General features: G+C 60.6%; 23 protein-coding genes. 7 read left to right on the top strand and 16 right to left on the bottom strand.

Features of this window, described 5'->3' with window-relative positions:
- Positions 1-70: 70 nt before the first annotated feature.
- Both N2599_RS01595 and N2599_RS01590 read right to left on the bottom strand, forming a co-directional pair.
- Positions 71-214 (bottom strand): hypothetical protein, encoded by a 144-nt coding sequence (locus N2599_RS01595; protein ID WP_167333897.1) that lies wholly within the window; start codon positions 212-214, stop codon positions 71-73.
- Positions 215-364: 150 nt separating this feature from the next.
- A complete protein-coding gene (locus tag N2599_RS01590; RefSeq protein WP_051336556.1) occupies positions 365-1,498 on the bottom strand; it encodes a BaiN/RdsA family NAD(P)/FAD-dependent oxidoreductase in 1,134 nt (377 codons plus the stop codon).
- Between the two features lie 173 nt (positions 1,499-1,671).
- Between N2599_RS01590 and N2599_RS01585 the strand changes: the two genes are divergently transcribed.
- The 5 genes from N2599_RS01585 to edd all read left to right on the top strand — a co-directional run bounded on the left by N2599_RS01585 (position 1,672) and on the right by edd (position 8,614).
- Positions 1,672-3,108, top strand: a complete 1,437-nt coding sequence (locus tag N2599_RS01585) for a glutamine synthetase family protein (protein WP_027509921.1) — start codon at positions 1,672-1,674, stop codon at positions 3,106-3,108.
- A gap of 13 nt (positions 3,109-3,121) precedes the next feature.
- Complete coding sequence (locus N2599_RS01580; RefSeq protein WP_027509920.1) at positions 3,122-4,420, top strand: NAD(P)/FAD-dependent oxidoreductase; 1,299 nt, start codon at positions 3,122-3,124, stop codon at positions 4,418-4,420.
- A 135-nt stretch (positions 4,421-4,555) separates the two neighbouring features.
- Positions 4,556-6,031: a glucose-6-phosphate dehydrogenase gene (gene zwf / locus N2599_RS01575; protein ID WP_027509919.1), complete on the top strand. Its 1,476-nt coding sequence runs from the start codon at positions 4,556-4,558 to the stop codon at positions 6,029-6,031.
- An 11-nt stretch (positions 6,032-6,042) separates the two neighbouring features.
- Positions 6,043-6,741: a 6-phosphogluconolactonase gene (gene pgl, locus N2599_RS01570; protein WP_027509918.1), complete on the top strand. Its 699-nt coding sequence runs from the start codon at positions 6,043-6,045 to the stop codon at positions 6,739-6,741.
- Positions 6,742-6,793: 52 nt separating this feature from the next.
- The gene (gene edd, locus N2599_RS01565) at positions 6,794-8,614 is read left to right on the top strand and encodes a phosphogluconate dehydratase (RefSeq protein WP_027509917.1); all 1,821 of its coding nucleotides are present in this window, start codon (positions 6,794-6,796) and stop codon (positions 8,612-8,614) included.
- A gap of 49 nt (positions 8,615-8,663) precedes the next feature.
- Here edd and N2599_RS01560 read toward each other — a convergent pair whose 3' ends face one another.
- The 6 genes from N2599_RS01560 to N2599_RS01535 all read right to left on the bottom strand — a co-directional run bounded on the left by N2599_RS01560 (position 8,664) and on the right by N2599_RS01535 (position 15,689).
- Entirely contained in the window at positions 8,664-9,017 is a 354-nt protein-coding gene (locus N2599_RS01560; RefSeq protein WP_037141864.1) for a hypothetical protein, read from the bottom strand.
- A gap of 168 nt (positions 9,018-9,185) precedes the next feature.
- Positions 9,186-10,274, bottom strand: a complete 1,089-nt coding sequence (locus N2599_RS01555; RefSeq protein ID WP_027509915.1) for an ABC transporter ATP-binding protein — start codon at positions 10,272-10,274, stop codon at positions 9,186-9,188.
- Between the two features lie 20 nt (positions 10,275-10,294).
- The gene (gene bglA, locus N2599_RS01550; RefSeq protein ID WP_027509914.1) at positions 10,295-11,947 is read right to left on the bottom strand and encodes a beta-galactosidase BglA; all 1,653 of its coding nucleotides are present in this window, start codon (positions 11,945-11,947) and stop codon (positions 10,295-10,297) included.
- A 35-nt stretch (positions 11,948-11,982) separates the two neighbouring features.
- Positions 11,983-13,146, bottom strand: a complete 1,164-nt coding sequence (locus N2599_RS01545; RefSeq protein WP_027509913.1) for a carbohydrate ABC transporter permease — start codon at positions 13,144-13,146, stop codon at positions 11,983-11,985.
- Between the two features lies 1 nt (position 13,147).
- A complete protein-coding gene (locus N2599_RS01540; protein WP_027509912.1) occupies positions 13,148-14,161 on the bottom strand; it encodes a carbohydrate ABC transporter permease in 1,014 nt (337 codons plus the stop codon).
- A gap of 166 nt (positions 14,162-14,327) precedes the next feature.
- Positions 14,328-15,689 carry an ABC transporter substrate-binding protein gene (locus N2599_RS01535; protein ID WP_027509911.1) on the bottom strand — a complete coding sequence of 454 codons (1,362 nt, stop codon included), beginning with the start codon at positions 15,687-15,689 and terminating at the stop codon, positions 14,328-14,330.
- A gap of 274 nt (positions 15,690-15,963) precedes the next feature.
- On the opposite strand from N2599_RS01535, the gene N2599_RS01530 reads away from it, so the two are divergent.
- Positions 15,964-16,986, top strand: a complete 1,023-nt coding sequence (locus N2599_RS01530; RefSeq protein ID WP_027509910.1) for a LacI family DNA-binding transcriptional regulator — start codon at positions 15,964-15,966, stop codon at positions 16,984-16,986.
- A 2-nt stretch (positions 16,987-16,988) separates the two neighbouring features.
- Here N2599_RS01530 and folD read toward each other — a convergent pair whose 3' ends face one another.
- The 4 genes from folD to N2599_RS01510 form a co-directional block, all read right to left on the bottom strand.
- A complete protein-coding gene (folD, locus tag N2599_RS01525) occupies positions 16,989-17,888 on the bottom strand; it encodes a bifunctional methylenetetrahydrofolate dehydrogenase/methenyltetrahydrofolate cyclohydrolase FolD (protein ID WP_027509909.1) in 900 nt (299 codons plus the stop codon).
- A gap of 120 nt (positions 17,889-18,008) precedes the next feature.
- Positions 18,009-19,682 (bottom strand): GumC domain-containing protein, encoded by a 1,674-nt coding sequence (locus tag N2599_RS01520; protein WP_027509908.1) that lies wholly within the window; start codon positions 19,680-19,682, stop codon positions 18,009-18,011.
- 118 nt (positions 19,683-19,800) lie between these two features.
- On the bottom strand, positions 19,801-20,640 hold the full coding sequence (locus N2599_RS01515; RefSeq protein WP_051336551.1) for a WecB/TagA/CpsF family glycosyltransferase: 840 nt from the start codon (positions 20,638-20,640) through the stop codon (positions 19,801-19,803).
- Between the two features lie 266 nt (positions 20,641-20,906).
- Positions 20,907-21,839 (bottom strand): LysR family transcriptional regulator, encoded by a 933-nt coding sequence (locus tag N2599_RS01510; protein ID WP_027509907.1) that lies wholly within the window; start codon positions 21,837-21,839, stop codon positions 20,907-20,909.
- A gap of 95 nt (positions 21,840-21,934) precedes the next feature.
- Here N2599_RS01510 and N2599_RS01505 point away from each other — a divergent pair, with 95 nt between their 5' ends.
- Positions 21,935-22,780: an NAD(P)H-dependent oxidoreductase gene (locus tag N2599_RS01505; protein ID WP_027509906.1), complete on the top strand. Its 846-nt coding sequence runs from the start codon at positions 21,935-21,937 to the stop codon at positions 22,778-22,780.
- Here N2599_RS01505 and N2599_RS01500 read toward each other — a convergent pair.
- The 4 genes from N2599_RS01500 to N2599_RS01485 are packed head-to-tail and all read right to left on the bottom strand — an operon-like array spanning position 22,734 to position 24,655.
- Positions 22,734-23,270, bottom strand: coding sequence for a membrane protein (locus N2599_RS01500; protein WP_027509905.1), 537 nt, complete (start codon positions 23,268-23,270; stop codon positions 22,734-22,736). The two genes, N2599_RS01505 and N2599_RS01500, sit on opposite strands and share 47 nt — an antisense overlap.
- Positions 23,270-23,635 (bottom strand): hypothetical protein, encoded by a 366-nt coding sequence (locus tag N2599_RS01495; protein ID WP_027509904.1) that lies wholly within the window; start codon positions 23,633-23,635, stop codon positions 23,270-23,272. Before N2599_RS01495 ends, N2599_RS01500 begins: the two co-directional genes overlap by 1 nt.
- Before the next feature lie 11 nt (positions 23,636-23,646).
- Positions 23,647-24,210, bottom strand: a complete 564-nt coding sequence (locus tag N2599_RS01490; RefSeq protein ID WP_027509903.1) for a rod-binding protein — start codon at positions 24,208-24,210, stop codon at positions 23,647-23,649.
- Positions 24,211-24,241: 31 nt separating this feature from the next.
- Positions 24,242-24,655 (bottom strand): hypothetical protein, encoded by a 414-nt coding sequence (locus N2599_RS01485; RefSeq protein WP_027509902.1) that lies wholly within the window; start codon positions 24,653-24,655, stop codon positions 24,242-24,244.
- Between the last annotated feature and the right edge of the window lie 2 nt (positions 24,656-24,657).

Here is a 24,657-nt window from a genome sequence, read left to right as displayed (position 1 = left end):
ATGGCGGGCGCCCGCGCAACCGGTTTGCCGCGCAAGGGCAAACCTCAAAAAGTATGACGAAGGAAATGCCTTAAACGGCGTGAGCGATCAGGAGGGCCACAAGTGCGGCCGTTGCGCCGGTCGCGAGCATGAGGAAGCGGACGGCTGCGAGCTTTGTATCAGGTCTTGCCTGAGCGATTGCAATGGCGCGGGCGCGTTGTGTGTTCCTGTTCATGCGTAGAACCTCACTTCCTTCAAGACTCAACAATCCACCAAAACGGCTTGCCGGTAAAGCTTAATTTAGGAAGCTCTTTCCATACGGCCATTGGGACACGATGGCGCACCGTGCTTAAGAAGTCTTGAATCCCGTTCCCCAGATTCGTCCCTACAAGGATTCGCCTGCGGCAAAGCCCGAGGCCCAGGCCCATTGGAAATTATAGCCGCCGAGCCATCCGGTCACGTCGACGCATTCACCGATGAAATAGAGGCTGGGCACGCCTTTTGCCTGCATCGTACGGGAATCGAGTCCGGCGGTATCGATGCCGCCGAGCGTCACTTCCGCGGTGCGATAACCTTCGGAGCCGGAAGGCTTGATCTTCCAGTTCTGTGCTGCATCGCAAAGACGGATGAGCACCTTGTCGGAGAGGTCGGCCATGTTGCCTGATATGCCTTCGCGCTCCGTCAGATATTGCGCCAGCCGTTTCGGCAGAATTTCCCCGAGCACCGTCTGGGCCGACTGACGGCCGTTTAGTTGCTTGGCTTTCTTTAGATGCAGAAGAAGATCGACATCCGGCTCGATACCAATGGCGATCTCGTCTCCCTCCCGCCAGTAGGAGGATATTTGCAGGATCGCCGGGCCGCTGAGACCGCGGTGGGTAAAGAGCAGGGCTTCACGGAAGCCGGTTTTTCCATGCCGGATTTCGGCGGGCGCCGAGATGCCGGATAGCGGCGCAATGCTCTCCAGCAAGAGGGGATCAAGCGTCAGCGGGACGAGACCGGGGCGCGTTTTGACCAAAGAGAGACCGAACAATTCGGCGATGCGGTAGGCAAAACCCGTTGCCCCCATTTTTGGTATCGACTTGCCGCCGGTCGCCACGACGAGCGAAGTACACTCGTATTCGTCGTCGGATGTCCTGACGCGAAAGCCGTCGATGCCTTTTTCGACGGCCAGGATTTCGGTCTGCAACCGCAGTTGTACGCCTGCCGCCTGCATCTCGTCGAGCAACATGCGGATGATATCCCTGGCGCTGTCATCGCAGAAGAGTTGGCCGAGCGTCTTCTCGTGCCATGCAATCCCATATCGGTCGACCATGGCGACGAAATCGGCCGGCGTGAAGCGGGCGAGCGCGGATTTGCAGAAATGGGGATTGGCCGACAGGAAATTCTTCGGGCCGGCATTGACATTGGTGAAGTTGCAGCGGCCGCCACCCGAGATGCGGATTTTCTCGCCCGGCGCTTTCGCGTGATCGAGCACGACGACTGAGCGGCCGCGCTGCCCGGCGCGGATGGCGCACATCATTCCGGCGGCGCCCGCGCCTATGACGATCACGTCGCTCTTCAGTCTCAAACCATTTTCCTTCCGTGAATGGGCTTTCTTTTTCTATCGAATGGCGAAAGTCAACGCTGCCGCCCCTCGCCAATTGCCAAACTCCGGCTATGATGACCTTCCGATCAACCGCGAACATGTGTGTCATGTCACCAAAAAAGACGACGCTGAAACCTGCTAGAAACGTGCCTGCCTCTACGAAAATTCCCCCGGATCCCGGATCTTCGCGCGGTGTGGCAAACTGGAAGGAAGCGGCGCAGTGGCTTCGCACACGCGGCATCGAGGACATCGAATGCATCACTCCCGACCTCGCCGGCGTTCCGCGCGGCAAGATGATGCCGACCTCGAAATTCACCTCCAATACGTCGCTCGCCCTGCCCTCGGCGATCTATCGCCACACGATCTCCGGCGAATATCCCGAGGAGACCGAGAGCTTCCGCTACGAGCCGCGCGACAGTGACCTGAAGCTGATGCCCGATCTTTCGACGCTTTCTGTCGTTCCCTGGGAGACGGACCCGACGGCGCAGGTGATCTGCGACATCGTCAACTCGGAAGGCGAGGAGGTCCCCTATACGCCGCGCAACCTCCTCAAGCGGATCATGGGTCTGTACGCCGAACGCGGCTGGAAGCCGGTTGTCGCACCGGAGATCGAATTCTATCTCGTTGCCAACAACGACGATCCCGACTATCCGCTGCGCCCGCCGAAGGGCCGCTCAGGCCGCTCGATCCTCGGCGGTCAGGGCTATTCCATCGCCGGCATCAATGAATTCGACGAACTGATCGACGACATCTACCACTTCTCCGAGAAGCAGGGCCTAGAGATCGATACGCTGATCCACGAAGAGGGTCCGGCGCAACTGGAGATCAACCTGCGCCACGGCAACCCGATCGAGCTTGCCGACCAAGTCTTCATGTTCAAGCGCACGATCCGCGAGGCGGCGCTGAAGCACGATATCTACGCGACCTTCATGGCGAAGCCGATGCAGGGCCAGCCGGGCTCGGCGATGCATATCCACCAGTCGGTCGTCAATATCGAGACCGGCAAGAACGTCTTTTCCAATCCCGACGGATCGGCGTCGAAAGAGTTTTTCCACTTCATTGGCGGCATGCAGAAATACGTGCCTAGCGCGCTTGTGATGCTCGCGCCTTACGTCAACTCCTACCGGCGCCTCGCTCCGAACATGTCCTGCCCGGTTAACAACGCCTGGGGTTACGACAACCGCACCACGGCATTCCGTGTGCCGGTTTCCGACCCGCAGGCGCGGCGTGTCGAAAACCGTCTGCCGAGCTCGGATGCTAACCCTTATCTGGCGTTGGCCGCGTCGCTGGCATCCGGTCTTCTTGGCATCATGAAGGAAATCGAGCCCACGGCACCGACCGAGGACGCCGCCAACGAAGGGTCGATCGACCTTCCGCGCGGCCTGCTCGAAGCCGTTGCCCTGATGGAAGATGAACCGGCATTCGAGGAGGTCTTCGGCAAGGAATTCATCGGCCTCTATGCAGGCGTGAAGCGGGGAGAGTTCGAAACCTTCATGCAGGTGATCAGCCCCTGGGAACGCGAATTCCTGCTGCTCAACGTGTGAGGAGGCTCACCTCATGACGGTGCAAGAAAACTGGCAGAGCCCCATCGCGCCCGGCGTTTCCTGGTATCAGGCGACGGTGGGGGAGCGGCCGACCTATCCGGAGCTCGACGGATCGAAGACATGCGACGTCGCCATCGTGGGCGGCGGCTATACCGGTTTGCAGGCGGCATACAATCTGGCGAATGCCGGCGTTTCGGTCACGCTGATCGATGCCTGCCGTTTCGGAGACGGGGCATCCGGCCGCAACGGCGGGCAGCTCGGCACCGGCCAGCGCTCGTGGCCGGAGGAGTTGGAAGAGAAGATCGGCTACGAACGTTCCAAGGCACTCTTCGATCTTGCGGAGGCTTCCAAGAAACACCTGCTCGATTTTGCGAGCGAGCATCAGATCGACATCGAATTCATGCCCGGTCAGATGAACGTCTCGCACAAGGAACGCTACAAACGCTACTATTACGAGAATGCCGAGATTGCCGCGTTGCGCTACGATTATCCACATCTGCGATTCATGGACAGGGAAGAGACGCAGGAACGCCTTGGCTCCAAGCGCTACTACTGCGGCGTGCGCGACACCGGCACCGGCCACATTCATCCGCTGAAGCTGCTGATCGGGTTGGCGCGCGTTGCGGCCAATGCGGGGGCGCAGATTTTCGAGATGACCAAGGCGACCGCAATCCGCCAGGGCAGCGGCAAGGTGACGATCGAAACGCCGAAGGGCACGATCACCGCCGGCCGCGCGCTGATTGCCTGCAACGGCTATATCGGCAATCTGGAGCCGGTAACGGCAAGCCATGTCATGCCGATCCGCTCGTTCATCGGCGCAACCGTGCCGCTCGACAAATATCCCGCCGTGCTTCCCGGCGGGGAGGCCGTCGCCGACTCGCGTTTCGTCGTGCGCTATTTCCGGAAATCCAAAGACGGGCGGCTGCTCTTCGGCGGCCGCGAAGCCTATACCGCCGACAATCCGCGCGAAATTAGCGAACATATCCGCCGCCAGATCGCCGAAATCTATCCGGATCTCAAGGACATCAAGATCACGCATGCCTGGGGCGGCAGTGTCGGCATAACAATGCCGCGCCAGCCCTTCGTGCGCGAAGTGATGCCGGGCGTTACCTCGATCGGTGGTTATTCGGGCCATGGAGTGATGCTGTCAAATTACTGCGGCAAACTTTATGCAGAAACGGTGCTTGGAAAGTCCGCCGATCTCGAGCTCTTCAAGGCGCTCGATATTCCGGCGTTTCCCGGTGGTGCGGCAATGCGCGCACCGTTGCTTTTCCTGGCCTTGTCGTGGTTCGCGCTGCGCGACAAGTTTTAGGGACGATTGCGGGATTTCCTCCCGGGGCAATTCGCTTTAAAACCGGGACCGGACAGATTCATTGCATCGCACACTGGCTTTTTTAAATCGATTAGATTAAAACGGCCGCAACCAGCCTGATTGAGAGAAGAGCTCATGAGCAGCCAGATCATTCCCGTCGAACCCTTTGATTATGTCGTCTTCGGCGGCAGCGGCGATCTTGCCGAGCGCAAGCTCCTTCCCGCCCTCTATCACCGCCAGATCGAGGGCCAGTTCACCGAGCCGACGCGCATTATCGGCGCTTCGCGCAGCCCGCTTTCCGACGACGAATACCGCAAGTTCGCCAAGGATGCCCTCAAGGAGCATCTGAAGAAGGGCGAGTATGACGATGCGGAAGTCGAGAAATTCTGCAGGCGCCTTTTTTACGTCCCCGTCGACGCGCGTTCTGACGGCGGCTGGGATCAGCTGAAGAAGCTGCTGGACGAGGGCAAGGACCGCGTCCGTGCCTTTTATCTTGCCGTCGCACCCGGCATCTTCGGCGACATCTCCCAGAAGATCGCCGACCACAAGCTGATCACCAAGTCGACCCGCATCGTTGTCGAAAAGCCGATCGGCCGCGACCTTTCCTCGGCGCTGTCGCTGAACGACACGATCGGCCGCGCCTTCAAGGAAGAGCAGATCTTCCGTATCGACCACTATCTCGGCAAGGAAACGGTGCAGAACCTGATGGCGCTGCGCTTTGCGAACGCCCTCTACGAGCCGCTGTGGAACGCCAATTACATTGACCACGTGCAGATCACGGTTGCCGAAGCTGTTGGCCTCGAGGGACGCGCAGGCTACTACGACACTGCCGGCGCATTGCGCGACATGGTGCAGAATCACATCCTGCAGCTCCTCTGCCTGACAGCCATGGAGGTGCCGTCGTCGATGGATTCCGAAGCTGTCCGCGACGAGAAACTGAAGGTACTCCGTGCCCTGAAACCGATCGATTCGTCGAATGTCGAGCAGGTAACGGTTCGCGGCCAATATCGCGCCGGCGCTTCTGGCAGTGGCCCGGTCAAGGGCTATCTGGAAGAGCTCGAAGGCGGCGTTTCCAACACCGAAACCTTTGTTGCCATCAAGGCCGAGATCAACAACTGGCGCTGGGCAGGCGTTCCTTTCTTCATACGCACGGGCAAGCGCCTTGCCGGCCGCATGTCGGAAATCGTCATCACCTTCAAGCCGATCCCGCACGCGATCTTCGATCAGGCGGCCGGACGCATCAACCAGAACCAGCTCATCATCCGCCTGCAGCCGGACGAAGGCGTCAAGCAATCGCTGATGATCAAGGACCCCGGCCCCGGCGGCATGCGCCTGCGCAACGTTTCGCTCGACATGAGCTTTGCGTCAGCCTTCAACGTGCGCAATCCGGACGCCTACGAGCGCCTGCTGATGGACGTCGTCCGTTCCAACCAGACGCTCTTCATGCGCCGCGACGAAGTTGAAGCCGCGTGGCGGTGGGTCGACCCGATGCTCAAGGGTTGGGAAACGACCGGCCAGCTCGTTCAGGGCTATACCGCCGGCACCTGGGGCCCGAGCCAGGCCATCGCCCTCATTGAGCGTGAAGGCCGCACCTGGCACGACAACATCTAGGATCGCGAGCGATGGCAGCCACCTTGCATGCTTTTACCAATGCCGCGGAACTCGCAAGCAGCCTTGCAGACAAGGTGACGGAGCGGCTTTCTGCAGCGATCACGGCCCGCGGAGTGGCCAGCATCGCCGTTTCCGGCGGTTCGACCCCGAAAGCCTTCTTCCAGGAGCTCTCCACCCGCGGCCTCGACTGGAGCAAGGTGACGGTCACGCTTGTTGACGAGCGCTTCGTTCCCGCGGACAATGAACGTTCGAACCATCTGCTGGTCGCGAACAACCTGCTGCAGAACAAGGCGAAGGCAGCGCGCTTCGTGCCGCTCTACCAGAAGACGGACTCTGCCGAATATGCGGCAAAGCTCGCGACTGCCGAGACGAAAGCGATCAGCAACCCGTTCGACGTGGTGATCCTCGGCATGGGCGGCGACGGCCACACCGCATCGTTCTTTCCCGGCGGCAGCAACCTTGCTGCCGCACTCGATCCGGCAACGCCGCGTGGCATCATCACAATGGAAGCCAAAGGCGCCGGCGAGCCGCGCCTGACCTTCACCTTCTCCAGCCTTCAGGATGCCGCGCTCCTGGTGCTTCACATCGAAGGCGCGGGCAAGAAGGATACGTTGGCGAAAGCGGAAGATGCCGGAGAAGACGCAGAGATGCCGATCCGGGCCGTTCTGCGCCGGGCGGCTTCCCCGGTCGAAATCTACTGGGCGCCGTAAGGCAGAGCCGGCGAACATAAAACTTGAGAGCAACTAAGGCAGGATACCTCCCATGTCCGCTAACGCACGCATTTCCGCGATCACGTCCCGCATCGTCGAACGATCGAAACCGACGCGCGAACGATATCTGGAGCGCCTGCGCGCCGCAGCTTCCAAGAGCGTGAACCGCTCGATCCTCGGCTGCGCCAACCTCGCGCACGGCTTTGCGATCTGTTCCCCCGCCGAGAAGGATGCACTGGCGGGCGATCGCGTGCCCAATCTCGGCATCATCACCGCTTACAACGACATGCTCTCAGCCCATCAGCCATTCGAGACCTATCCGGCGATCATCCGCGAAGCTGCGGCGGAAGCCGGCGGCATTGCCCAGGTCGCCGGCGGCGTCCCTGCCATGTGCGATGGCGTCACGCAGGGCCAGCCGGGCATGGAGCTGTCCCTCTTTTCCCGCGACCTGATTGCCATGTCTGCAGGCATCGGTTTATCGCACAACATGTTCGACGCGGCGCTCTTCCTTGGCGTCTGTGACAAGATCGTGCCGGGTCTGGTGATTGCTGCGCTTTCCTTCGGCCACCTGCCCTCGATCTTCGTTCCGGCAGGGCCTATGACCAGCGGGCTTCCCAATGACGAGAAGTCGCGTGTCCGCCAGCTCTATGCGGAAGGCAAGGTCGGCCGCGCCGAGCTGCTCGAAGCAGAGTCCAAATCTTATCACGGCCCGGGCACATGCACCTTCTACGGTACCGCGAATTCGAACCAGATGCTGATGGAGATCATGGGTTTCCATCTGCCCGGCTCTTCCTTCATCAATCCGGGCACGCCGCTGCGCGAAGCGCTGACGCGCGAGGCGGCAAAGCGCGCGCTGGCGATCACCGCGCTCGGCAACGAATTCACGCCGGCCGGTGAAATGATCGACGAGCGTTCCATCGTCAACGGCGTCGTCGGCCTGCATGCGACCGGCGGCTCCACGAACCATACACTGCATCTCGTCGCCATGGCGCGCGCTGCCGGCATCCAGCTTACCTGGCAGGACATCGCCGAGCTCTCCGAGGAAATCCCGCTGCTTGCCCGCGTCTATCCGAACGGTCTGGCGGATGTGAACCATTTCCACGCCGCAGGCGGCATGGGCTTCCTCATCAAAGAGCTTTTGAAGAAGGGCATGCTGCACGATGACGTGCGCACTGTTGCCGGCCAAGGTCTCGAAGCCTACACGATCGACGTCCGCCTCGGCGACAACGGCACGGTAGTTCGTGAACCGGCGCCGCTGAAGAGCCACGATGCCAAGGTGCTCGCCACCATTGAAACGCCGTTCCAGGCGAATGGCGGCCTAAAGATGCTGCGCGGCAATCTCGGCAAGGCGGTCATCAAGATCTCCGCGGTAAAGCCGGACCGCCATATCATCGAAGCGCCGGCGATCGTCTTCCACAGTCAGCAGGAACTGCAGGACGCCTTCAAGGAAGGCAAGCTCAACCGCGACTTCGTGGCGGTCGTCCGCTTCCAGGGTCCGAAGGCGAACGGCATGCCAGAGTTGCACAAGCTGACGCCACCGCTCGGCGTGTTGCAGGACCGCGGTTTCCACGTCGCGTTGCTGACGGACGGACGCATGTCCGGTGCGTCGGGCAAAGTGCCGGCTGCGATCCATGTCACGCCGGAGGCCGTCGAAGGCGGGCCGATCGCCCGCATCCAGGACGGCGACATCATCCGGCTCGATGCGATCCGCGGCACGCTGGAAGTCCTCGTCGATGCCGCCACCCTCGCAGACCGCGAGCCGGTGACGGCCGACCTCTCCGACAACGAATTCGGCATGGGCCGCGAGCTCTTCGCCCCGTTCCGCCGCGCCGTCGGCGCCTCGGACCACGGTGCCAGCGTCCTCTTCCACTAACGCAAAAAAGCCCGCGCTCGCGGGCTTTTTTAATTCCAGTGCCGTCCGATCAGGCGCGGACGTCGAGAACGTAGTCGCGGTGCGCCGGATGCGTGCTGTAGACGAAGATCTTGTTCATCTCCTTCTGCGTCAGCAGGCGCAAAAAGCGAACTTCGATGGTGTTGTTGGTATTCACCCGCATCAGCATGCAGCCGACCTTGGTGATGCGCGCGTCCGGAATATCCAGATAAAACTGCTTCGGCAGAGTGAATTGCGTCAAGATCGCAAGGACCGCGCTGCTCATCGAGATTCGGATAATGTCGCAGCGCCGAGACGCCATGTGCATGACGCCCTTCTCGGTATATTCGATTCGCGCCGCGTTCATCGTATCCTCCATTTTGAACCGCTGTTCGCGGTCGTACATGAAGGATTCTTCCTTGTTCAGAAAATGCCCTGGAGGCAATGGATTGGATGCACCCACGACCCTAATTCCCCTTAAAACTATAAGGCGAAGCTAGCAGCGGATGTTTAACAGAAGGTGATGATCGCGGCGTTTCCGGCGCTCACAAAAGAAGCGCCCAAAAATGGCTTCCTACTTTCTGTAAGTGTGGCCTTCCGCATCGAAAAGATGCAGCTTCGAGCGATCGGCGGCGAACCTCATGTTCTGCCCCTTCTTGATGTCGGTAATGCCCGGAAGCTTGACGATGATCGGTTCTCCCGGCACCAGGCCTTCGATGTAAAGCAGCGTGACTTCGCCGAGCGCTTCGACGATCGAGACCTTGCCTTCGAAGATGTAGTCGTCGCCATTGGCGATCTGAAGGTCTTCGGGGCGCACGCCGAAGCTTACCGTCTTGCCCTTTTCGGAAGCGGCGGTCGGAATGTCGAGCGTGACGGACTTTCCGCCTGTCAGCGTGATCGTCGTGGTGGCACCCGCTTCACTGACGGTCGAGGGAATGATGTTCATGGCCGGAGAGCCAATAAACTTCGCGACGAAGAGGTTTGCCGGACGCTCGTAGAGCTCCAGCGGCGCGCCTACCTGTTCGATGTGGCCGGCCGATAGCACGACGATACGGTCGGCAAGCGTCATCGCCTCGACCTGGTCGTGGGTGACGTAGATCATCGTCGTATCGGCCATCTGCTCGTTGAGGCGGGCGATCTCGATGCGGGTTGCGACGCGTAGCGCGGCGTCGAGGTTCGACAGCGGCTCGTCGAAAAGGAAGACCTTCGGATCGCGGCAGATGGCGCGGCCGATCGCAACGCGCTGGCGCTGGCCACCGGAAAGCGCCTTCGGCAGGCGATCGAGATAATTGGTAAGTTGCAGGCTTTCGGCAGCGGCCCTCACCCGCCTGTCGATCTCCTGCTTGCTTTCGCCGGCGATCTTCATGCCGAAGGCCATGTTGTCGTAAACCGTCATGTGCGGATAGAGCGCATAAGACTGGAACACCATGGCGATGCCGCGCTTCGACGGCGGCACGTCATTGACGAGCTGGCCGTCGATATACATGTCGCCGCCGGTGATGTTCTCCAGGCCGGCTATCATCCGCAACAGGGTCGACTTGCCGCATCCGGACGGTCCCACGAAGACGATGAACTCACCCTGATTGATCTCCAGGTCGATACCATGCAGCACGTCCACCGATCCATAAGATTTGCGGATTTCCTTAAGCGTCAGTCCCGTCATCGAATGCCTCCCTCTGATCCTTACGCGAGGCGGGCGAAGTGTGCCCCCCAAGCCGGAATATCGATCTTCCCGCCGTAGTTATTGCTGGTGAACCCATGCCCCGTCAATGTCTGCCAATCGCCTGCGGGCAATGTTACGGCAGCTTCGGCCGGGCTCATATTGAAAATGCAGAGCAATTGCTCGTTGCCATGTCTGCGTGTGAAGACAAGCGCATCACCTTGCGGCTGCTCGAATTCGATCTCGCCTTTGGCAAAAGCCGGGTAATGCCTGCGGAAGGCGAGGAAGCGGCGATAGTGCTCGAGCACGGAATTCTCGTCGCCCTGCTGCACGCTGACGGCGCGCAGGATATGCTCGACCGGAACCGGCAGCCACGGCGTGACGGTTGAGAAGCCGCCCTGGGAAACCTGCGAGTCCCAGACCATCGGCGTGCGGCAACCGTCGCGTCCCTTGTATTCCGGCCAGAACTGGATGCCATAGGGGTCCTGCAGGTCCTGATAGGCAAGATCGGCTTCGGTCAGGCCGAGCTCCTCGCCCTGATAGAGGCAGACGGAGCCGCGCAAGGTCATCAGCAGCGAGGCATATTGCTTGGCAAATGCGTCATGATCGGCGACGAGCGAACCCCAGCGGCTGACATGACGCATGACGTCGTGATTGGAGAATGCCCAGCAGGCCCAGCCATCGGGCGCGGCGGCGCCGAAATCCTTCATCACCTCCTCGACACGCTCCGGGGAAAGCGGATCGGGAGCGAGGAACTCGAAGGCATAGCACATATGCATCTTGTCGTTTCCGGACGTGTATTCGCCGACGATCTCCAGGCCCCGCTGGCTATCGCCCACTTCGCCGACGGCTGCAATTGCTGGAAACTCTTCCAAGACAGCGCGGAAACGCGTCAAGAACGCGATATTCTCAGGGCGGTTCTTGTCGTAGACGTGTTCCTGAAAATTATAGGGGTTGACCGCCGGCGCGGTCGAAGCATTGCGGCGTGCAGGCGGCAAAGCCGGGTTGTCGCGCAGTTGCTGGTCGTGGAAATAGAAATTGATCGTGTCGAGACGGAAGCCGTCGACGCCGCGCTTTAGCCAGAAGCGGACGACGTCGAGCAGCCGGTCCTGCACTTCCGGATTGTGCAGGTTCATGTCCGGCTGCGAGGTCAGGAAGTTGTGCAGATAATACTGCATGCGCCGCGGATCCCACGCCCATGCCGAGCCGCCGAAAATCGACAGCCAGTTGTTCGGCGGCGTGCCGTCCGGCTTGGCATCCGCCCAGACATACCAGTCCGCCTTTGCATTCGTCTTGCTGGAACGGCTTTCGGCGAACCACGGATGCTGGTCCGAGCTGTGCGAAATGACGAGATCGATCATCACCTTGATGCCGAGGCGATGGGCCTCTGCTATCATCGTGTCGAAATCCACCAGCGTGCCGAAGATCGAATCGACGTTCTCGTAGTCCGAGACATCGTAGCCGAAATCGCGCATCGGCGAGGTGAAGAAGGGCGAAATCCAGATCGCGTCAGCGCCGAGGCTTGCTACATGCGGTAAACGGGCGGTGATGCCCTTCAGGTCACCGATGCCGTCGCCGTTCGAATCCTGAAAGGAGCGCGGATAGATCTGATAGATTACCGCGCCGCGCCACCAGTCCTTATCAACCGTCAAAGTGGATTGGGATGCTATGCTCATGTGTGTTCCTGTGGGATGTGTCGTGTTGGGATGGATCAGCCCCCCTTGACCGAACCCGCAAGCAGCCCGCGTACCAGATAGCGCTGTAGCCCGAAGAACACGAGCAGCGGCACGACGATGGTAACGAAGGCGGACGCCGTCAGGATTTCCCAGTTGCCGCCGCGCGAGCCAAGCAGCGCGTTCAGCGCGCCGGTCAGCACGAGGTGCTGCCTATCGGTGCCGAGGAAGACCATGGCGACAAGCAGGTCGTTCCACACCCAGAGGAACTGGAAGATCGCGAAAGACGCGAGCGCGGGAAAGGATAGGGGCAAAACGATGCGGACGAAGATCTCAAAGTCGCTTGCGCCATCGACGCGCGCCGATTCGATGATCTCCTTCGGCAGCCCTGCGATATAGGCGCGGAGCAGAAAGATGGCGAGCGGCATGCCGAAGGCCGTGTGTGCCAGCCAGATGCCGGGATAGGTCTTCGACGGAACGTCGAAAGCCGAGCCCACCATGTTGTAGAGACGCAGCAGCGGGATCAGCGACATCTGCAATGGCACGACAATAAGGCCGACGACGAGGGCGATCAGCAAGGCACGGCCCGGGAATTCCATCCAGCTCAGGGCGTATGCCGCGAAGGCGGCAATCAGGATCGGAATAATGGTTGCCGGAATGGTCACAGTCAGCGAGTTAATAAACGACTGGCCTATCCCCTCGCCTGTGAGCACGGTCTTGTAATTCTGCAGCGTGAATTCGGGCGGCGTGGAAACCGCGACATAGACGCGGCGGCCGGCGTCGTCATCCGTGAAGGCGGCGTTCTTCATATAGCGATAAGTGCCGTCCTCATTGACCTGGAGGCTGAGGCCTTCGCCGAGATTGGCTGTCTCGCCCGCCTGGTAGGCTGACGGCTGCTGGATGCGTGTGCCGAAAGCCTTCAAAGAGCGACCATCCTGTCCCTCCAGCAGATTGCCGGAAATGACGTAGGTGGCGCCTTCCTGTTTCTGCTGGTCGGCGGTACCGAGACGGGCGGCAACCGTGCGTGTCGAGCCGGCAAAGGCCGTCCACCAGCCGGAAACGACGATCTGGTCCTTATCGCGCACGGCGCTGACGAAGATGCCGAGCGTCGGGATCAGCCAGATGATGACGATCAGAAGGACGCAGACGTGAACGAAGAGACGCGCCGGGCCGATCTTGAGGAAGCGTGCTGACAATGTCATCTCAGTTGCCTCCGAGTTCGCGGTTCGCGCGGCGGACGTTCCACACCATGATCGGCGTCACGGCCAGCATGATGATGAGGGCGATGACTGCGCTTCGGCCGGAGTCGCCACCACCGCGGAACATCCAGTTGAACATCAGGTTGGCGAGTACCATCGAGTCCCACTGACCGTTGGTCATGGTCAGGACGATGTCGAAAACCTTGAGGACGAGGATGGTGATCGTGGTCCAGACGACGGCGATCGTGCCCCAGATCTGCGGCACCATGATGCGCCAGAAAATCTGCCACCCATTGGCGCCGTCGATGACGGCAGCCTCGATCGTTTCTTCCGGTATGCCACGAAGGGCGGCCGAGAGAATGACCATCGCAAAACCGGTCTGGATCCAGATGAGGATTACCATCAGGAAGAAATTGTTCCAGAAAGGAACGGATATCCAAACCTCCGGCGTGCCGCCGAAGAGCTGTACGATTGCATTCAGGAGGCCGATCTGGACGTCGTTGCCGCCGCGATACTCATAGATGAACTTCCAGATGACCGAGGCGCCGACGAAGGAGATTGCCATCGGCATGAAGACGATGCTCTTTGCGATATTGCCCCACCAGATGCGGTCGGTCATGACGGCGATGACCAGGCCGAAGAACGTGCAGGCGGCCGGAACGACGGCGAGCCAGAGGATGTTGTTTAAAATCGATTGGCGGAATTCGCGGTCGCCGAAGGCCCACTGATAATTGGCCAAGCCCACGAAACTCGAGCCGGAACGGTCATAGAATGACAAAATAAGCGTCGCGATGACCGGATAGACGAGATAGACGATCAGCAGAAACAGCGCCGGGCCGAGAAAGAGCCATGGGCGGATCATCGCGCGGCGGTTAAGATTGCGCGTAGCCGCGCGCATGCCGCCGTCTTTGACTGGCAGCGCCAGATCCAGAATCTTGTTCGAGAAATAGAAGTAGGCCGAGCAGGCGAATACCGCCACGACCACAACGCCCAACGCGGAAACTATCTGCGACAGCATTCGTCCCTCCCGTGCTACCCCTGACTATCTTGAAGGGCTGGCACCAGTTACCGTCAACTTCTTTGTTGCATTTGAACACAGTATCCGGCGTTGGCCGGACCCCCACAGCTCCGGCCATCATACCAGCAATGCCGCGGGTTTCCCCCGCGGCACCGGTTATCGATGATTACTTGATGGCATCCCAGGCGGCCTGGACTTCCTTGCCTGTGTCTTCCGCAGACTTGCCGCCGACGAAATCGACCATGCCGGTCCAGAAGGCACCTGCGCCGATCTTGCCGGGCATGAGGTCAGAACCGTCGAACCGGAAGGTCGTGGCCGTCGTCAAGATCTCGCCTTCGCGCTTCATCTGCTCGTTGGCGTAGGCCGCGGTGCTGACGCCCTTGTATGGGGTCAGGAAGCTCGACTGCGCCATCCAGACCTCATGCGCGATCGGCGTCTTCAGGAACTCGACGAATGCGCGAGCGGCCTTCGAGTCCTTGGTGATCGACACGAGCGTGCCGGCACCGAGAACCGGCTTGCCGAGATCGGCGTGCGCTGCGAAGGTCGGCATGTAGAAGAAGTCGGCATCCTGGCCGAGCTTCGTGCCCTCCGGGAAGAAGGAGGGGATGAACGAAGCCTGATGGTGCATATAGCACTTCGGCGGAACGGCGAAGAGACCCTTCGGACTGTCGCGGAAATCGGTCGAAGCAACGGCCGCAACGCCGCCATCGACATAGCTCGCGTTCTTGGCGAACTTGCCGAATTCATCGATCGCGGCAATGACCGCCGGGTCGGTGAATTTCACTTCGTTCGTAGTCCACTTGTCATAGACATCCGGCTTCTGCATGCGCAGCATGAGGTCTTCGATCCAGTCGGTTGCCGGCCAGCCGGTCGCACCGCCGGAGCCGAGGCCGATGCACCACGGAACGCCACCATCCTTGACGATCTGGTCCGTCAGGTCATGAAGCTGTTCCATCGTGGTCGGAACCTTGTATCCGGCTTCCTTGAAGTTTTCCGGAACGTACCAGACAAGCGACTTCACGTCGGCCTTGTAAGGGAATGCGTAGTAGCCGTCCTTGCCGTCCTTGCCTTTGTAGGTGCCGTAACCGACCCAGCTATCGCCGGCGCCGTAATTTTCCTTCACCCACTTGGAATTCTCCTCTCCAAGCGGCGTCAGGAGCCCCTTGCTGGCGAGATCGGCAAGAAGGCCCGGCTGCGGCAGGATCGCGACGTTCGGCGGCGAGCCCGCTTGCGTATCGATGACGATCTGCTGTTCGTAGTTTTCGGAGGACGAATAGGTGGCATCAACGCCCGTCGCCTCGGTGAAATAAGCGAGAATGCTGCGGAAGAAGGCTTCGTCCTCACCGCGCCACGGCCCGAAGATCGTCAGCGGCTCACCTTTCAAATCGGCGTGAGCAGCTTTGAACTCGTCATAGCTCTTCCAGTTGAACTTCGTATCCTGACCGGGCGGAAACTTCAGGTCGGCAGCAGAAGCTGCCCCGGCAACCAGCGCCGCCGCGGCAACGCCCATCAAAAGAATCTTCTTCATGTGATCAACCTCCCATCACAATCCCAACGGCGCTTCCCAACCTCCCGAGAGCGAATTTTCAAAGCGCTTTGACACTCATTTCACTTTCGGCAGAAAAGAGTCAAGCCATTTCCAAAATACCGCGGAATGAGACGCTTTGATTGCCCATTGCGGCGGCACCTGAAGGGGAATATGGAGCGATTTTTCTTGAGTCAAGCGCCATAGCTGATACATAATTGAAAGCGCTTTGGGCACACATGGGAGGTGTGTAAGCGCTGAGGAGGAAACGCGGCCGGTGAATCTCAAACAGCTCTCGGAATTGCTTGGTCTTTCGCAGACGACCGTCAGCCGCGCGCTCAATGGCTATCCTGAAGTCAGCGAGGTAACGCGCGAACGGGTGCTGCGCGCTGTGAAGGAAACCGGATACCGGCCAAACAAGGCGGCTCAGCGTCTTGCGACCGGTAAGGCGGGCTCGATCGGACTGGTGATGCCGATGGCGCATGGCCATCATTCAGACGTCCATTTCGGCGAATTTCTGGCCGGCCTCGGCGAGGAAGCCGTCCGGCAGGACTTTCATTTTGTCATCATGCCCTCGGACCCGAACGATGAAGTGGCAGCGCTGCGCCGCCTGGCGATCAGCGGCAATGTCGATGCGCTTTTCGTCGCCTATATGCGCGCCCATGATCCGCGGCTTGTCATGCTGAAATCGCTGGCGATGCCGTTCATCGTCCATGGCCGTTCGTTCGGATCGGAGCCGGACTATCCCTACCTCGATGTCGACAACGAGGCCGCTTTCTACGATGCGGCGAAACTGCTGCTGCAGCTTGGTCACACGCGGTTCGCGCTGATCAACGGACCTGAGCATCTCGATTTTGCGATCCGACGGAAAAATGGCGTCGCCGTGGCGCTCTCCGAACGTGGGCTGACGCTCGCCGAAACCTGCGTCAGCCACTCGCTGATGACCGACGAGCAGGGGCTGATCGCGATGGAGCAGTTTCTGCAGCTTCCGAAGCCTCCGACCGCCCTGCTCTGCTCCAGCACCGTGCTCGCACTCGGCGCGATCCGCGCCCTGAACCAGGCCGGATTGAAGCTCGGTGAGGATATCTCGCTCATCGCCCATGACGACGAGCTGCCGCTTCTGAAGCCGGAGAACTTTTCGGTGCCGCTGACGACGACGCGCTCGTCCCTTCGTGCCGCCGGCGCCCGCATTGCGCAGCGCCTGATCGGCACCGTCAAAGAGGCCGGCTCCTATCCGGAGCAGGAGCTGTGGAAAGCTGAGCTGATCGTCAGAGCCTCGACCGGCCCTGCCCCGCAATAGGCTCAGAACGTCGGCGGTGTCTGTCCGGCTGCGCGATGCGCGGCAATGACGGTATTGGCCATCAGCATGGCGATCGTCATCGGACCGACGCCACCTGGAACCGGGGTGATCACCGCGGCAACATTGGACGCTTCCTCGAAGGCGACATCGCCGACCAGCCGTGTCTTGCCCTCGCCCCTTTCCGGCGCAGCAATGCGGTTGATACCGACGTCGATGACGGTAGCGCCGGGCTTTACCCAATCGGCTTTGACCATCTCGGGGCGGCCGACGGCGGCCACCAGTATATCGGCATTGCGGCAGACGTCGCGTAGATCCTTGGTACGCGAATGAGCGATCGTCACCGTCGCATTGGCATTGAGCAGCAACTGCGCCATCGGCTTGCCGAAGAGGTTCGACCTGCCGATGACGACAGCGTTCAGCCCGGACAGGTCCTCGCCGTGCATGCGGCGGACGAAGACCATCGCGCCAGCCGGTGTGCAGGAGACGAGGCCGGTTTCAAGGTCGCCGGTTGCAAGCTTTCCGGCATTGACGACGTGCAATCCGTCGACATCCTTTTCCGGCAGGATCGACTGGATGATCGGCTCGGATTTCAGATGCTTCGGCAGCGGCAGCTGCACGAGGATGCCATGAATTGAGGGATCGGCGTTGAGCGACGAAACGAGTGCGGCAAGCTCTTCCTGCGTCGTCTCGACCGAAAGCGTGTGCTGCACCGACTTGAAGCCGCATTCCTTGGCCATCCTGCTCTTCGAGCTGACATAGGCATGGCTTGCCGGATCGTCGCCGACGATCACTACGGCAAGGCCGGCCTTCACGCCGCTCTGCTTTTCCAGCGAAGCCGTCGCCATCTTTACCGTTTCGATTACCGAAGCCGCTACCTGCTTGCCATCGATCACTGTCGTCACGCGATTCTCCTGCCCTGCGTCGCGCGCAAGCTAGGCTCTCGCCAGCCGCGCTGTTTGCCTCAGAACGCCGTATCCTGTTTAAAAGCGGCAAATGCAAGCGCTATGATGCCGCGGCAGGGATCAACGAAAGTCTGCGCCGTGGGATTGCAGCCTGTCGCGCAGGCCGGCGAGTCGATCGCGCAGCAGTTCGAGTTCGCCGGCTATCGCCTCCGGCTGTTCCGGGACCGTTAGCGTCTCCGCTACAGGTACGGGGCGCCGTCGCACGCGGCGGAAACCAAGCATGCCCGCAAGACCGATCGCCATTCCGAGTGCAATCCCGGCGGCGGAGCGAACCAGCAGTCCGGGGCCGGCAACAACGGTAGTGGTTTCTATCGGCTTCACGGCGGTGATCGGAGCGGCGGTGGAAGCCGTCACCGTAACGGCATCCGCCATCCGCGATCTCGCCGCCTCCGTCTTGTCGCGCAGTTCCGTCAGCTTCGCGAGATCGACGCCGGTGTCCCGGCTCTGAGCGATCAGCGCATTGCGCTGATCGTTCAGCGTCTTTCGTGCTTCTGCGACGGCCTTGAGAGCGGCATTTGCCTCCTGTGCCTGACGCGCCAACTCTTTCGTGACCTTGTCTTTGAGGCCATCAACGACAGCCTGCTGTCCGAGAAGGCGCGGATGGCGCGGGCCGAGCTCGGTCGAAAGCAGCGACAGCGTCGCCTTCTCGGTGACGTATTTGTCGCGCAAGTCCTGCAGCGCCGGCGAGATCGCTTCGAGCGCCAAGGAGCCATTTAGCACATCGCCGGGCTTGGCCGCCTTCAGGCGATCGGCCTCTTGCTTGGCAAGCGCGATTCGCTGCTCGGCGATCTTAAGATCGGCGTCAAGCTGGTTGATGCGCTGCTGAAGGTCGCTTGCGACTTTGACGTTGCCTTCGCCGCTGCTTGCGGTGAAGGCGGCCAGTTTCGCCTTCGCATCGTCATAGGCCTTGCGCAACCCGGCACCTGCTTCCGCCGATACAGGAGTGCCGCCGGACGTCAGCATACCGGAAAGCCAGGAAGCGATACGCGAAGACTTGGCGCTATCGGCCGTCGTGACTTTCAGACGGACTGTGCCCTGCGTTCCATCCGCATTAACCTCGACCATTCCCGCAAGAGCCGCTTCCGCGCGCGACGCCGAGTCGGCCGCCGCGCCGCTGCCCGAAAGGAGATCGAGCGCGACGCCGATCGTGGATTGCCTGCCAGTGAACTCCGGATCGCGATCGAGCTTCAAAGCTCCGACGGCAGCAGACATGGTGCGGGCGGAAAGCAGGCGTTTCACGGCTGCCGCGGTCATGGCGCCGCGCTCCGCATTGTCCGCCTGCACATGAAATGCCGCCTCCGCCGCATAATGCGCGGGTTCCGCCGGCATCAGCAAGGGAACGCCCGCGCCGATCGAGGCAGCAACGGCGATCGCGCCGATCGGCTTTGCCAAACTGCGGCGACGGACGGGACGCGCGTTGAGATTTGCTTCATCTACCGGCCGGACGTCGACAGGCGCAGATGATTTGGGCTGCGGCGGCTCTGGGGGACGGACATCGTTTGCGGCATGCGGCCGGGTTCCGAGGATTGTCTCGATGCGGTCGACCAGATGCGGCGGCTCTGGCAGTGCGCTCCGCTGTTGGCGCTGCTCTTCGAGTGCTTTCCCGATCACCTTCAGCAGTTCGGCCTCCGAGGGGCGAATCGGCAGGGTGTCGAGATCGCGGCCTCGAACATCGACACGCATCGTCGCTGCAGACCGTCCCTGAGTGCTGCTTCTTAACCTGCTGTCATACATGACGCCATTATCTCATGCGCACGAGCCGAGTCACCTGTCCGCAGGAAGCGGATGATTAAGGCACTCTAAATATTCATGGCAAAGAAATGGTTAACCGTGTGAGGCAAGAAGCAGGGTTTCAGTGAGCTGCCTCGTTCTGCTCCTGCGGTAAGGGCAAGGGAACGTTGCTGCCCACCTGGCTAAGGATGCGCTCGCGGCGGTTGAAGCGGTACTGCATCACGTAAAACAGAAAAACCGGGATGCCGAGAACATAGCGCCGCCACAGCCTGGCTGGCTCCTGCAGCAGACGGTAAGCCCATTCCAGACGCATCACGCGAACCGTTTCCGGAGCGCGGGGAACAGCCTCCGAGATGAAATCAAAAAGCGCCCCGACAGTCAGAACAAGCCGGGCGTGATCGGCGCGAATGTGATGATGCGCCCACTTCTCCTGCAGCGGTGTTCCCATGCCGATGATCAGGATGTCGAGCTTCTGGCGCCCGACCTCGTCAATGAGCTCCGCCGGGTTTTCCTTGTCGAAATAACCGTCCGAAACGACCACGAATTCGTGCCAGGGCGCATGCTTGCGGAGATTCGCCGCCGCCTTTTCGACGACCTCGCGCCGGCCGCCGATCAAGCCGACACGGCGCGGATTTTCCATATAGGTCAGAAACGCGGGAACGAAGTCCGTTCCATTCAGATTGGCAGGAAACGGAGCGCCGTGCGCTATCTGTGAAGCGATGTTCATGCCGATGCCGTCCGGCAGAACGAGATTCTGCAGCAGGATATCCCGATATTCACCATCGCGCAGCGTCATCAGCATGTTGTGAGCATTGACGAAGGAAATGACGGTCTGGCCGACAGGAAGCGACGCAAGCTCGTTGATGAAAACGAGCGCGTCGTCCCATCCGAGGTCGCATACCGGCACGTCGAAGATCGTGCGGCGCGATGCGAGAACCGCGAAATTCGCGATCAGGTTCATTCCAACCTCCAGCCAGGGGTGCTTCATGCGCCCAGCATCCCGGAAAACATAAGATCCATTCTGCACCAGCAGGTTTCATGAACCAGCAGCGTCCCGCCCGCCGCCGCAAGTCCCGAATGCTGCGCCAAGCCTATGAAGCGAGCTATAGCAGGTCTGTTTCAAGCAACCTTTAGGAAAGTCGCTCGAATTTCGCTGCTGCCGTCAAGGTTTTGTTAAATTTATGCGCCAAAGCAAAACTGTATTGAGGCGCTATTGATGCACACCGATTAACGCTCCGGCTGCGGCTGCCCGATCCCCGGAATGCCGCCAATCTGCCCGACGAGAAAATCGACCAGCAGCCGGACTCTGGCGACGCCTGCCCGCTCCGGAACGATCAGCATGCTCAGCGGGATGTGCGGCAGCGAATAGTCCGGCAGGATCGCCTCAAGCCGGCCGGCTGCCAGGAGGTCATCGACAAGCCACCGATGGGCGGGTGCAATGCCGCGTCCGGCGACGAGGGCCTCGCGCGCTGCGAGCCCATGGTCGACCCGGAAGCGACCGCCGAACGGCACGACATGGCGCTCGCCGCTTGGTCCTTGCAGGGCAAGCGTGTCGCTGCCCGCCACGTTCGACATGCGGATGCCCTCATGGGCGGACAAATCCTGCGGGACGGCAGGCCTGCCCCGCGCTGCCAGATAGTCCGGCGCTGCGACCAGTAAGCGCCGCGACTGGCCGAGCGCCCGCAGCTTCATGGAACTGTCGGTGAGCGGGCCTAACCGAAGCGCGATATCGACGCCTTCCCGCACAAGGTCGACGCGCTCATCGGTGAGGCTGAGGTCGATCCCTATATCTGGATAGCGGTCCTGAAACGCGAAGGTCAGCCGGCTGACGTGCAGAACCCCGAAAGCCGCGGTACAGGATATCCGGATCGTGCCGGCCGGCGCGCCGCGCGTCCCCCGCGCCTCATCGCCGGCCCGTTCCACAAGGCGCAGAATCTGGAGGCTATTGGCATAATAACGGCTGCCTTCGTCTGTCAGCGTCACACGCCGGGTGGTCCTACTGAGTAAAGGTACGCCGACGGCCTCTTCAAGCTCCCGCAAATGCCGCGTGACAGTCGACTGACCGACGCCGAACTCGCGCGCAACTGCCGACAGGCTGCCACGCTCGGCAACGCGGACGAATGTGCGCATACGTTCCAATGTGACGTCTGAATTATCCATTATTCGGCATAATCTTATGCATTATGAACATCTACTGGATGGTTTATGTCCTGTCTACCTATGAGCCAGTTCTCACACTCACAGGATCACTGACCATGAAAGTTCTGCTTGTCTTCGCTCATCCTGAACCGCGCTCGCTCAACGGTGCGCTGCGCGACATCGCCATCAAGGAGCTCGAGGCCCAAGGCCACGAGGTGCGCGTGTCCGACCTATATGCCAAGGGCTGGAAATCCGAGGTCGACCGCGCCGACTTTCCGTCGTTGGCATCCGAGACGCGGTTCATTCCGGTTGCGGCATCCAAGAAGGCCTTTGAAACCGGTGAGCTGACGGAAGACGTCAAGATCGAGATCGATAAGCTTCTATGGGCCGATATGCTGATCCTCCAGTTTCCACTCTGGTGGTTCAGCATGCCGGCCATCCTCAAGGGTTGGGTCGAGCGGGTCTATGCCTATGGGTTCGCCTATGGCGTCGGCGAGCACAGCGACAACCGATGGGGCGATCGCTACGGCGAAGGAACTTTGGCGGGCAAGCGGGCGATGTTGATCGTAACCGCCGGCGGCTGGGAGGAGCATTACTCGGCCCGCGGCGTCAACGGGCCGATCGACGACCTGCTGTTCCCGATCAATCACGGGATCCTTTATTACCCGGGCTATGACGTCCTTCCGCCTTTCGTGGCCTACAGGGTCGATCGTCTCGACGAGGCCGGCTTCGAGCGCGCCGCCGAGCACCTGCGCGAGAGGATGCGCACGCTCGAGTCCACCTTGCCCATCCCTTACCGGCAGCAGAATGGCGGAGACTATCTGATCCCCAGTATGCAGCTCCGCCCCGAGCTGGGCGAATCGGGCGCGTCCGGCTTTGCACTTCACGTGAACGGCGCAGGCGAAGCCGGCGAGACTAGTGGGCAGCGGCCGCCGCAGCTTCAGGCGGCGGGGGCTCGATGATCTTGACCGGATCGGCCGTTTTCCTCTGCTGACCGGAGGCGTTGGCTTTGACGTCGTCCTTGGAAAGGTAGTCGAGCTGCTCCAGCATGACCTCGGAGACATATTCGCCGCCGAGTTTCTCGTTCATGCCTTTCTTGATCGCCTCGCGGAAGGCTTGGGGATCGAAGGATTTCAGCTTGCTGATATCGACCATCTTGTTGCCGACGAGCAGGGTAAAGAGCTCGTCGGTCGTCATTTCGGTCAATGGCAGGGTCATTCCCTTCACCGTGTCCTTGTTCATCATGAAGGACACCCGCCCGAGGAAATAGCCGGTCACCGCACCATCGCCGATGATCGGAACGGTAATCGTCTCGCCCTTAACAAGCTCGAGCTGGCCCTGTTTCGAATCGTCAGCCGGCGGCACCGGCGCCGTCGCCAGTTTCACGGAGAAATAGACCGAAGCCAGCGTGATGGCGCAGACCCAGATGCCTGTCAGGACGAGCTTCACCATCAGGCATCACGCGCGACGAACTGTTCCTGGGAATAGGTGCCGTCGGCGTCCGCATCCTGGACCGCGTTCTTCAGAAGGTCGGCAACCGCACGAACGGCTTCGAGATGGGCCTCAACGCGCCGGGCGTTGAGCGTCAGCTTCTGCTTCAGTCCGTGAAGCTGTTCGAGATGCGACGCGGCAAGCTCGGCCGGATCCGTATCGCGAAAGAGCGTCGACAGCTCATAAAGGCAGCGGCTCTTATGCGCATTCGAGACCTTGAGATCGAATTGCGGGTCGCTGCCGATCCGCGTGTTCTCGTTGTCAATGATCATTTCCAGGCGGCCGAGGACCGACTTGATACGATATTCGTTCGAGATGATTTCCATTTTATCCTCGGCTATGCTTCATTATTGATCTTGGCATCCGCCGTCGGCGTGCCGAATGTCTTGCGCTGGAATTCGTCGATCATGCTGAAGGCGACCTTGCGGTCATCCTGGTCCGCCGACGCGTTCACGATGGCGCCTTCCTTCTTGCGAAGAGCCTCGTTATACATCTGCTTGGCTATGCCGACGCCGTCACCTTCGGAGATCACGTTGCCGAGCTGCTCGGCCATCATGCCCTTCCAGATGTCGCCCGTGGCGCCTTTGCCGTAAACCTGCTCGCTGTCGCTGGGCAGCATGTTCTTGATGAAATTCTGAAGCACCATGGCCTCGAACTTCCGGTAGGTTTCCGGAATCTCTTCGGTCCTGGCGCGATTCTTGACGTTGTCGAGACCGGTCTTCTCGGTGGCGCCGTCAAGCACGTCGACCTTAGCAGAGAAGCCGTCGCCGTTTTCGGTAAGGCTCGTTGCGCGGAACGCGGCGCGGCTCGCTTTCAATTTTTCCTGGGCCACCTGAACCTCCATCGGGTCGGCGGCTTTGACAACATCCAGGACCAGATCACTCGGGGGTGAAATAGCCAATGTCACAATCCTCTAAATTAAGTTGTAGGGATTATGGTTTTTGAAGCTTGCTGGAGGCTGGTGTTGCAAATTTCTGATCGATGACGTCGTAGACCGCGTTGTCATCGGCCTCGCGCCTTTCGGCTTCAAGGGCTTCCTTCATGCCCTCTTCCAGCCGGTCGCCCTTTGCCCGCTCGCGCTGCAGGCGCATCTCGTGCAGCTGCTGCATGCCGGTCAGTTGCTTGTCCTTCGTGCTCAATCGCTCGAAGCGATCGGCATAGCTTTGCGAAAAAGCGCGATGGACGGGATCCAAGGAGCCGAGCGCCGTGACGACGTTGTCGATCGATTGGTTGACCTCGGTGCGCTGCCGGCTCGTTTCGGCAAGGTCGTATTCCGCCATCTGCTCCAGATGCCGCTGGACTGCGACGAGCCGCTTCAGTTTTTCGGAACGCGTTTTGTCCGCCATCC

The organism is Rhizobium sullae (assembly GCF_025200715.1).
Lineage (GTDB): Bacteria > Pseudomonadota > Alphaproteobacteria > Rhizobiales > Rhizobiaceae > Rhizobium > Rhizobium sullae.
This window is presented reverse-complemented; position numbering and strand designations above follow the sequence as displayed.

Coding starts and splice junctions, on each gene's coding strand:
- N2599_RS01595 (WP_167333897.1), bottom strand. CDS start 214: ATGAACAGGAACACACAACGCGCCCGCGCCATTGCAATCGCTCAGGCA.
- N2599_RS01590 (WP_051336556.1), bottom strand. CDS start 1,498: ATGATGTGCGCCATCCGCGCCGGGCAGCGCGGCCGCTCAGTCGTCGTG.
- N2599_RS01585 (WP_027509921.1), top strand. CDS start 1,672: ATGTCACCAAAAAAGACGACGCTGAAACCTGCTAGAAACGTGCCTGCC.
- N2599_RS01580 (WP_027509920.1), top strand. CDS start 3,122: ATGACGGTGCAAGAAAACTGGCAGAGCCCCATCGCGCCCGGCGTTTCC.
- zwf (WP_027509919.1), top strand. CDS start 4,556: ATGAGCAGCCAGATCATTCCCGTCGAACCCTTTGATTATGTCGTCTTC.
- pgl (WP_027509918.1), top strand. CDS start 6,043: ATGGCAGCCACCTTGCATGCTTTTACCAATGCCGCGGAACTCGCAAGC.
- edd (WP_027509917.1), top strand. CDS start 6,794: ATGTCCGCTAACGCACGCATTTCCGCGATCACGTCCCGCATCGTCGAA.
- N2599_RS01560 (WP_037141864.1), bottom strand. CDS start 9,017: ATGTACGACCGCGAACAGCGGTTCAAAATGGAGGATACGATGAACGCG.
- N2599_RS01555 (WP_027509915.1), bottom strand. CDS start 10,274: ATGACGGGACTGACGCTTAAGGAAATCCGCAAATCTTATGGATCGGTG.
- bglA (WP_027509914.1), bottom strand. CDS start 11,947: ATGAGCATAGCATCCCAATCCACTTTGACGGTTGATAAGGACTGGTGG.
- N2599_RS01545 (WP_027509913.1), bottom strand. CDS start 13,146: ATGACATTGTCAGCACGCTTCCTCAAGATCGGCCCGGCGCGTCTCTTC.
- N2599_RS01540 (WP_027509912.1), bottom strand. CDS start 14,161: ATGCTGTCGCAGATAGTTTCCGCGTTGGGCGTTGTGGTCGTGGCGGTA.
- N2599_RS01535 (WP_027509911.1), bottom strand. CDS start 15,689: ATGAAGAAGATTCTTTTGATGGGCGTTGCCGCGGCGGCGCTGGTTGCC.
- N2599_RS01520 (WP_027509908.1), bottom strand. CDS start 19,682: ATGTATGACAGCAGGTTAAGAAGCAGCACTCAGGGACGGTCTGCAGCG.
- N2599_RS01515 (WP_051336551.1), bottom strand. CDS start 20,640: ATGAACCTGATCGCGAATTTCGCGGTTCTCGCATCGCGCCGCACGATC.
- N2599_RS01510 (WP_027509907.1), bottom strand. CDS start 21,839: ATGGATAATTCAGACGTCACATTGGAACGTATGCGCACATTCGTCCGC.
- N2599_RS01505 (WP_027509906.1), top strand. CDS start 21,935: ATGAAAGTTCTGCTTGTCTTCGCTCATCCTGAACCGCGCTCGCTCAAC.
- N2599_RS01500 (WP_027509905.1), bottom strand. CDS start 23,270: ATGGTGAAGCTCGTCCTGACAGGCATCTGGGTCTGCGCCATCACGCTG.
- N2599_RS01495 (WP_027509904.1), bottom strand. CDS start 23,635: ATGGAAATCATCTCGAACGAATATCGTATCAAGTCGGTCCTCGGCCGC.
- N2599_RS01485 (WP_027509902.1), bottom strand. CDS start 24,655: ATGGCGGACAAAACGCGTTCCGAAAAACTGAAGCGGCTCGTCGCAGTC.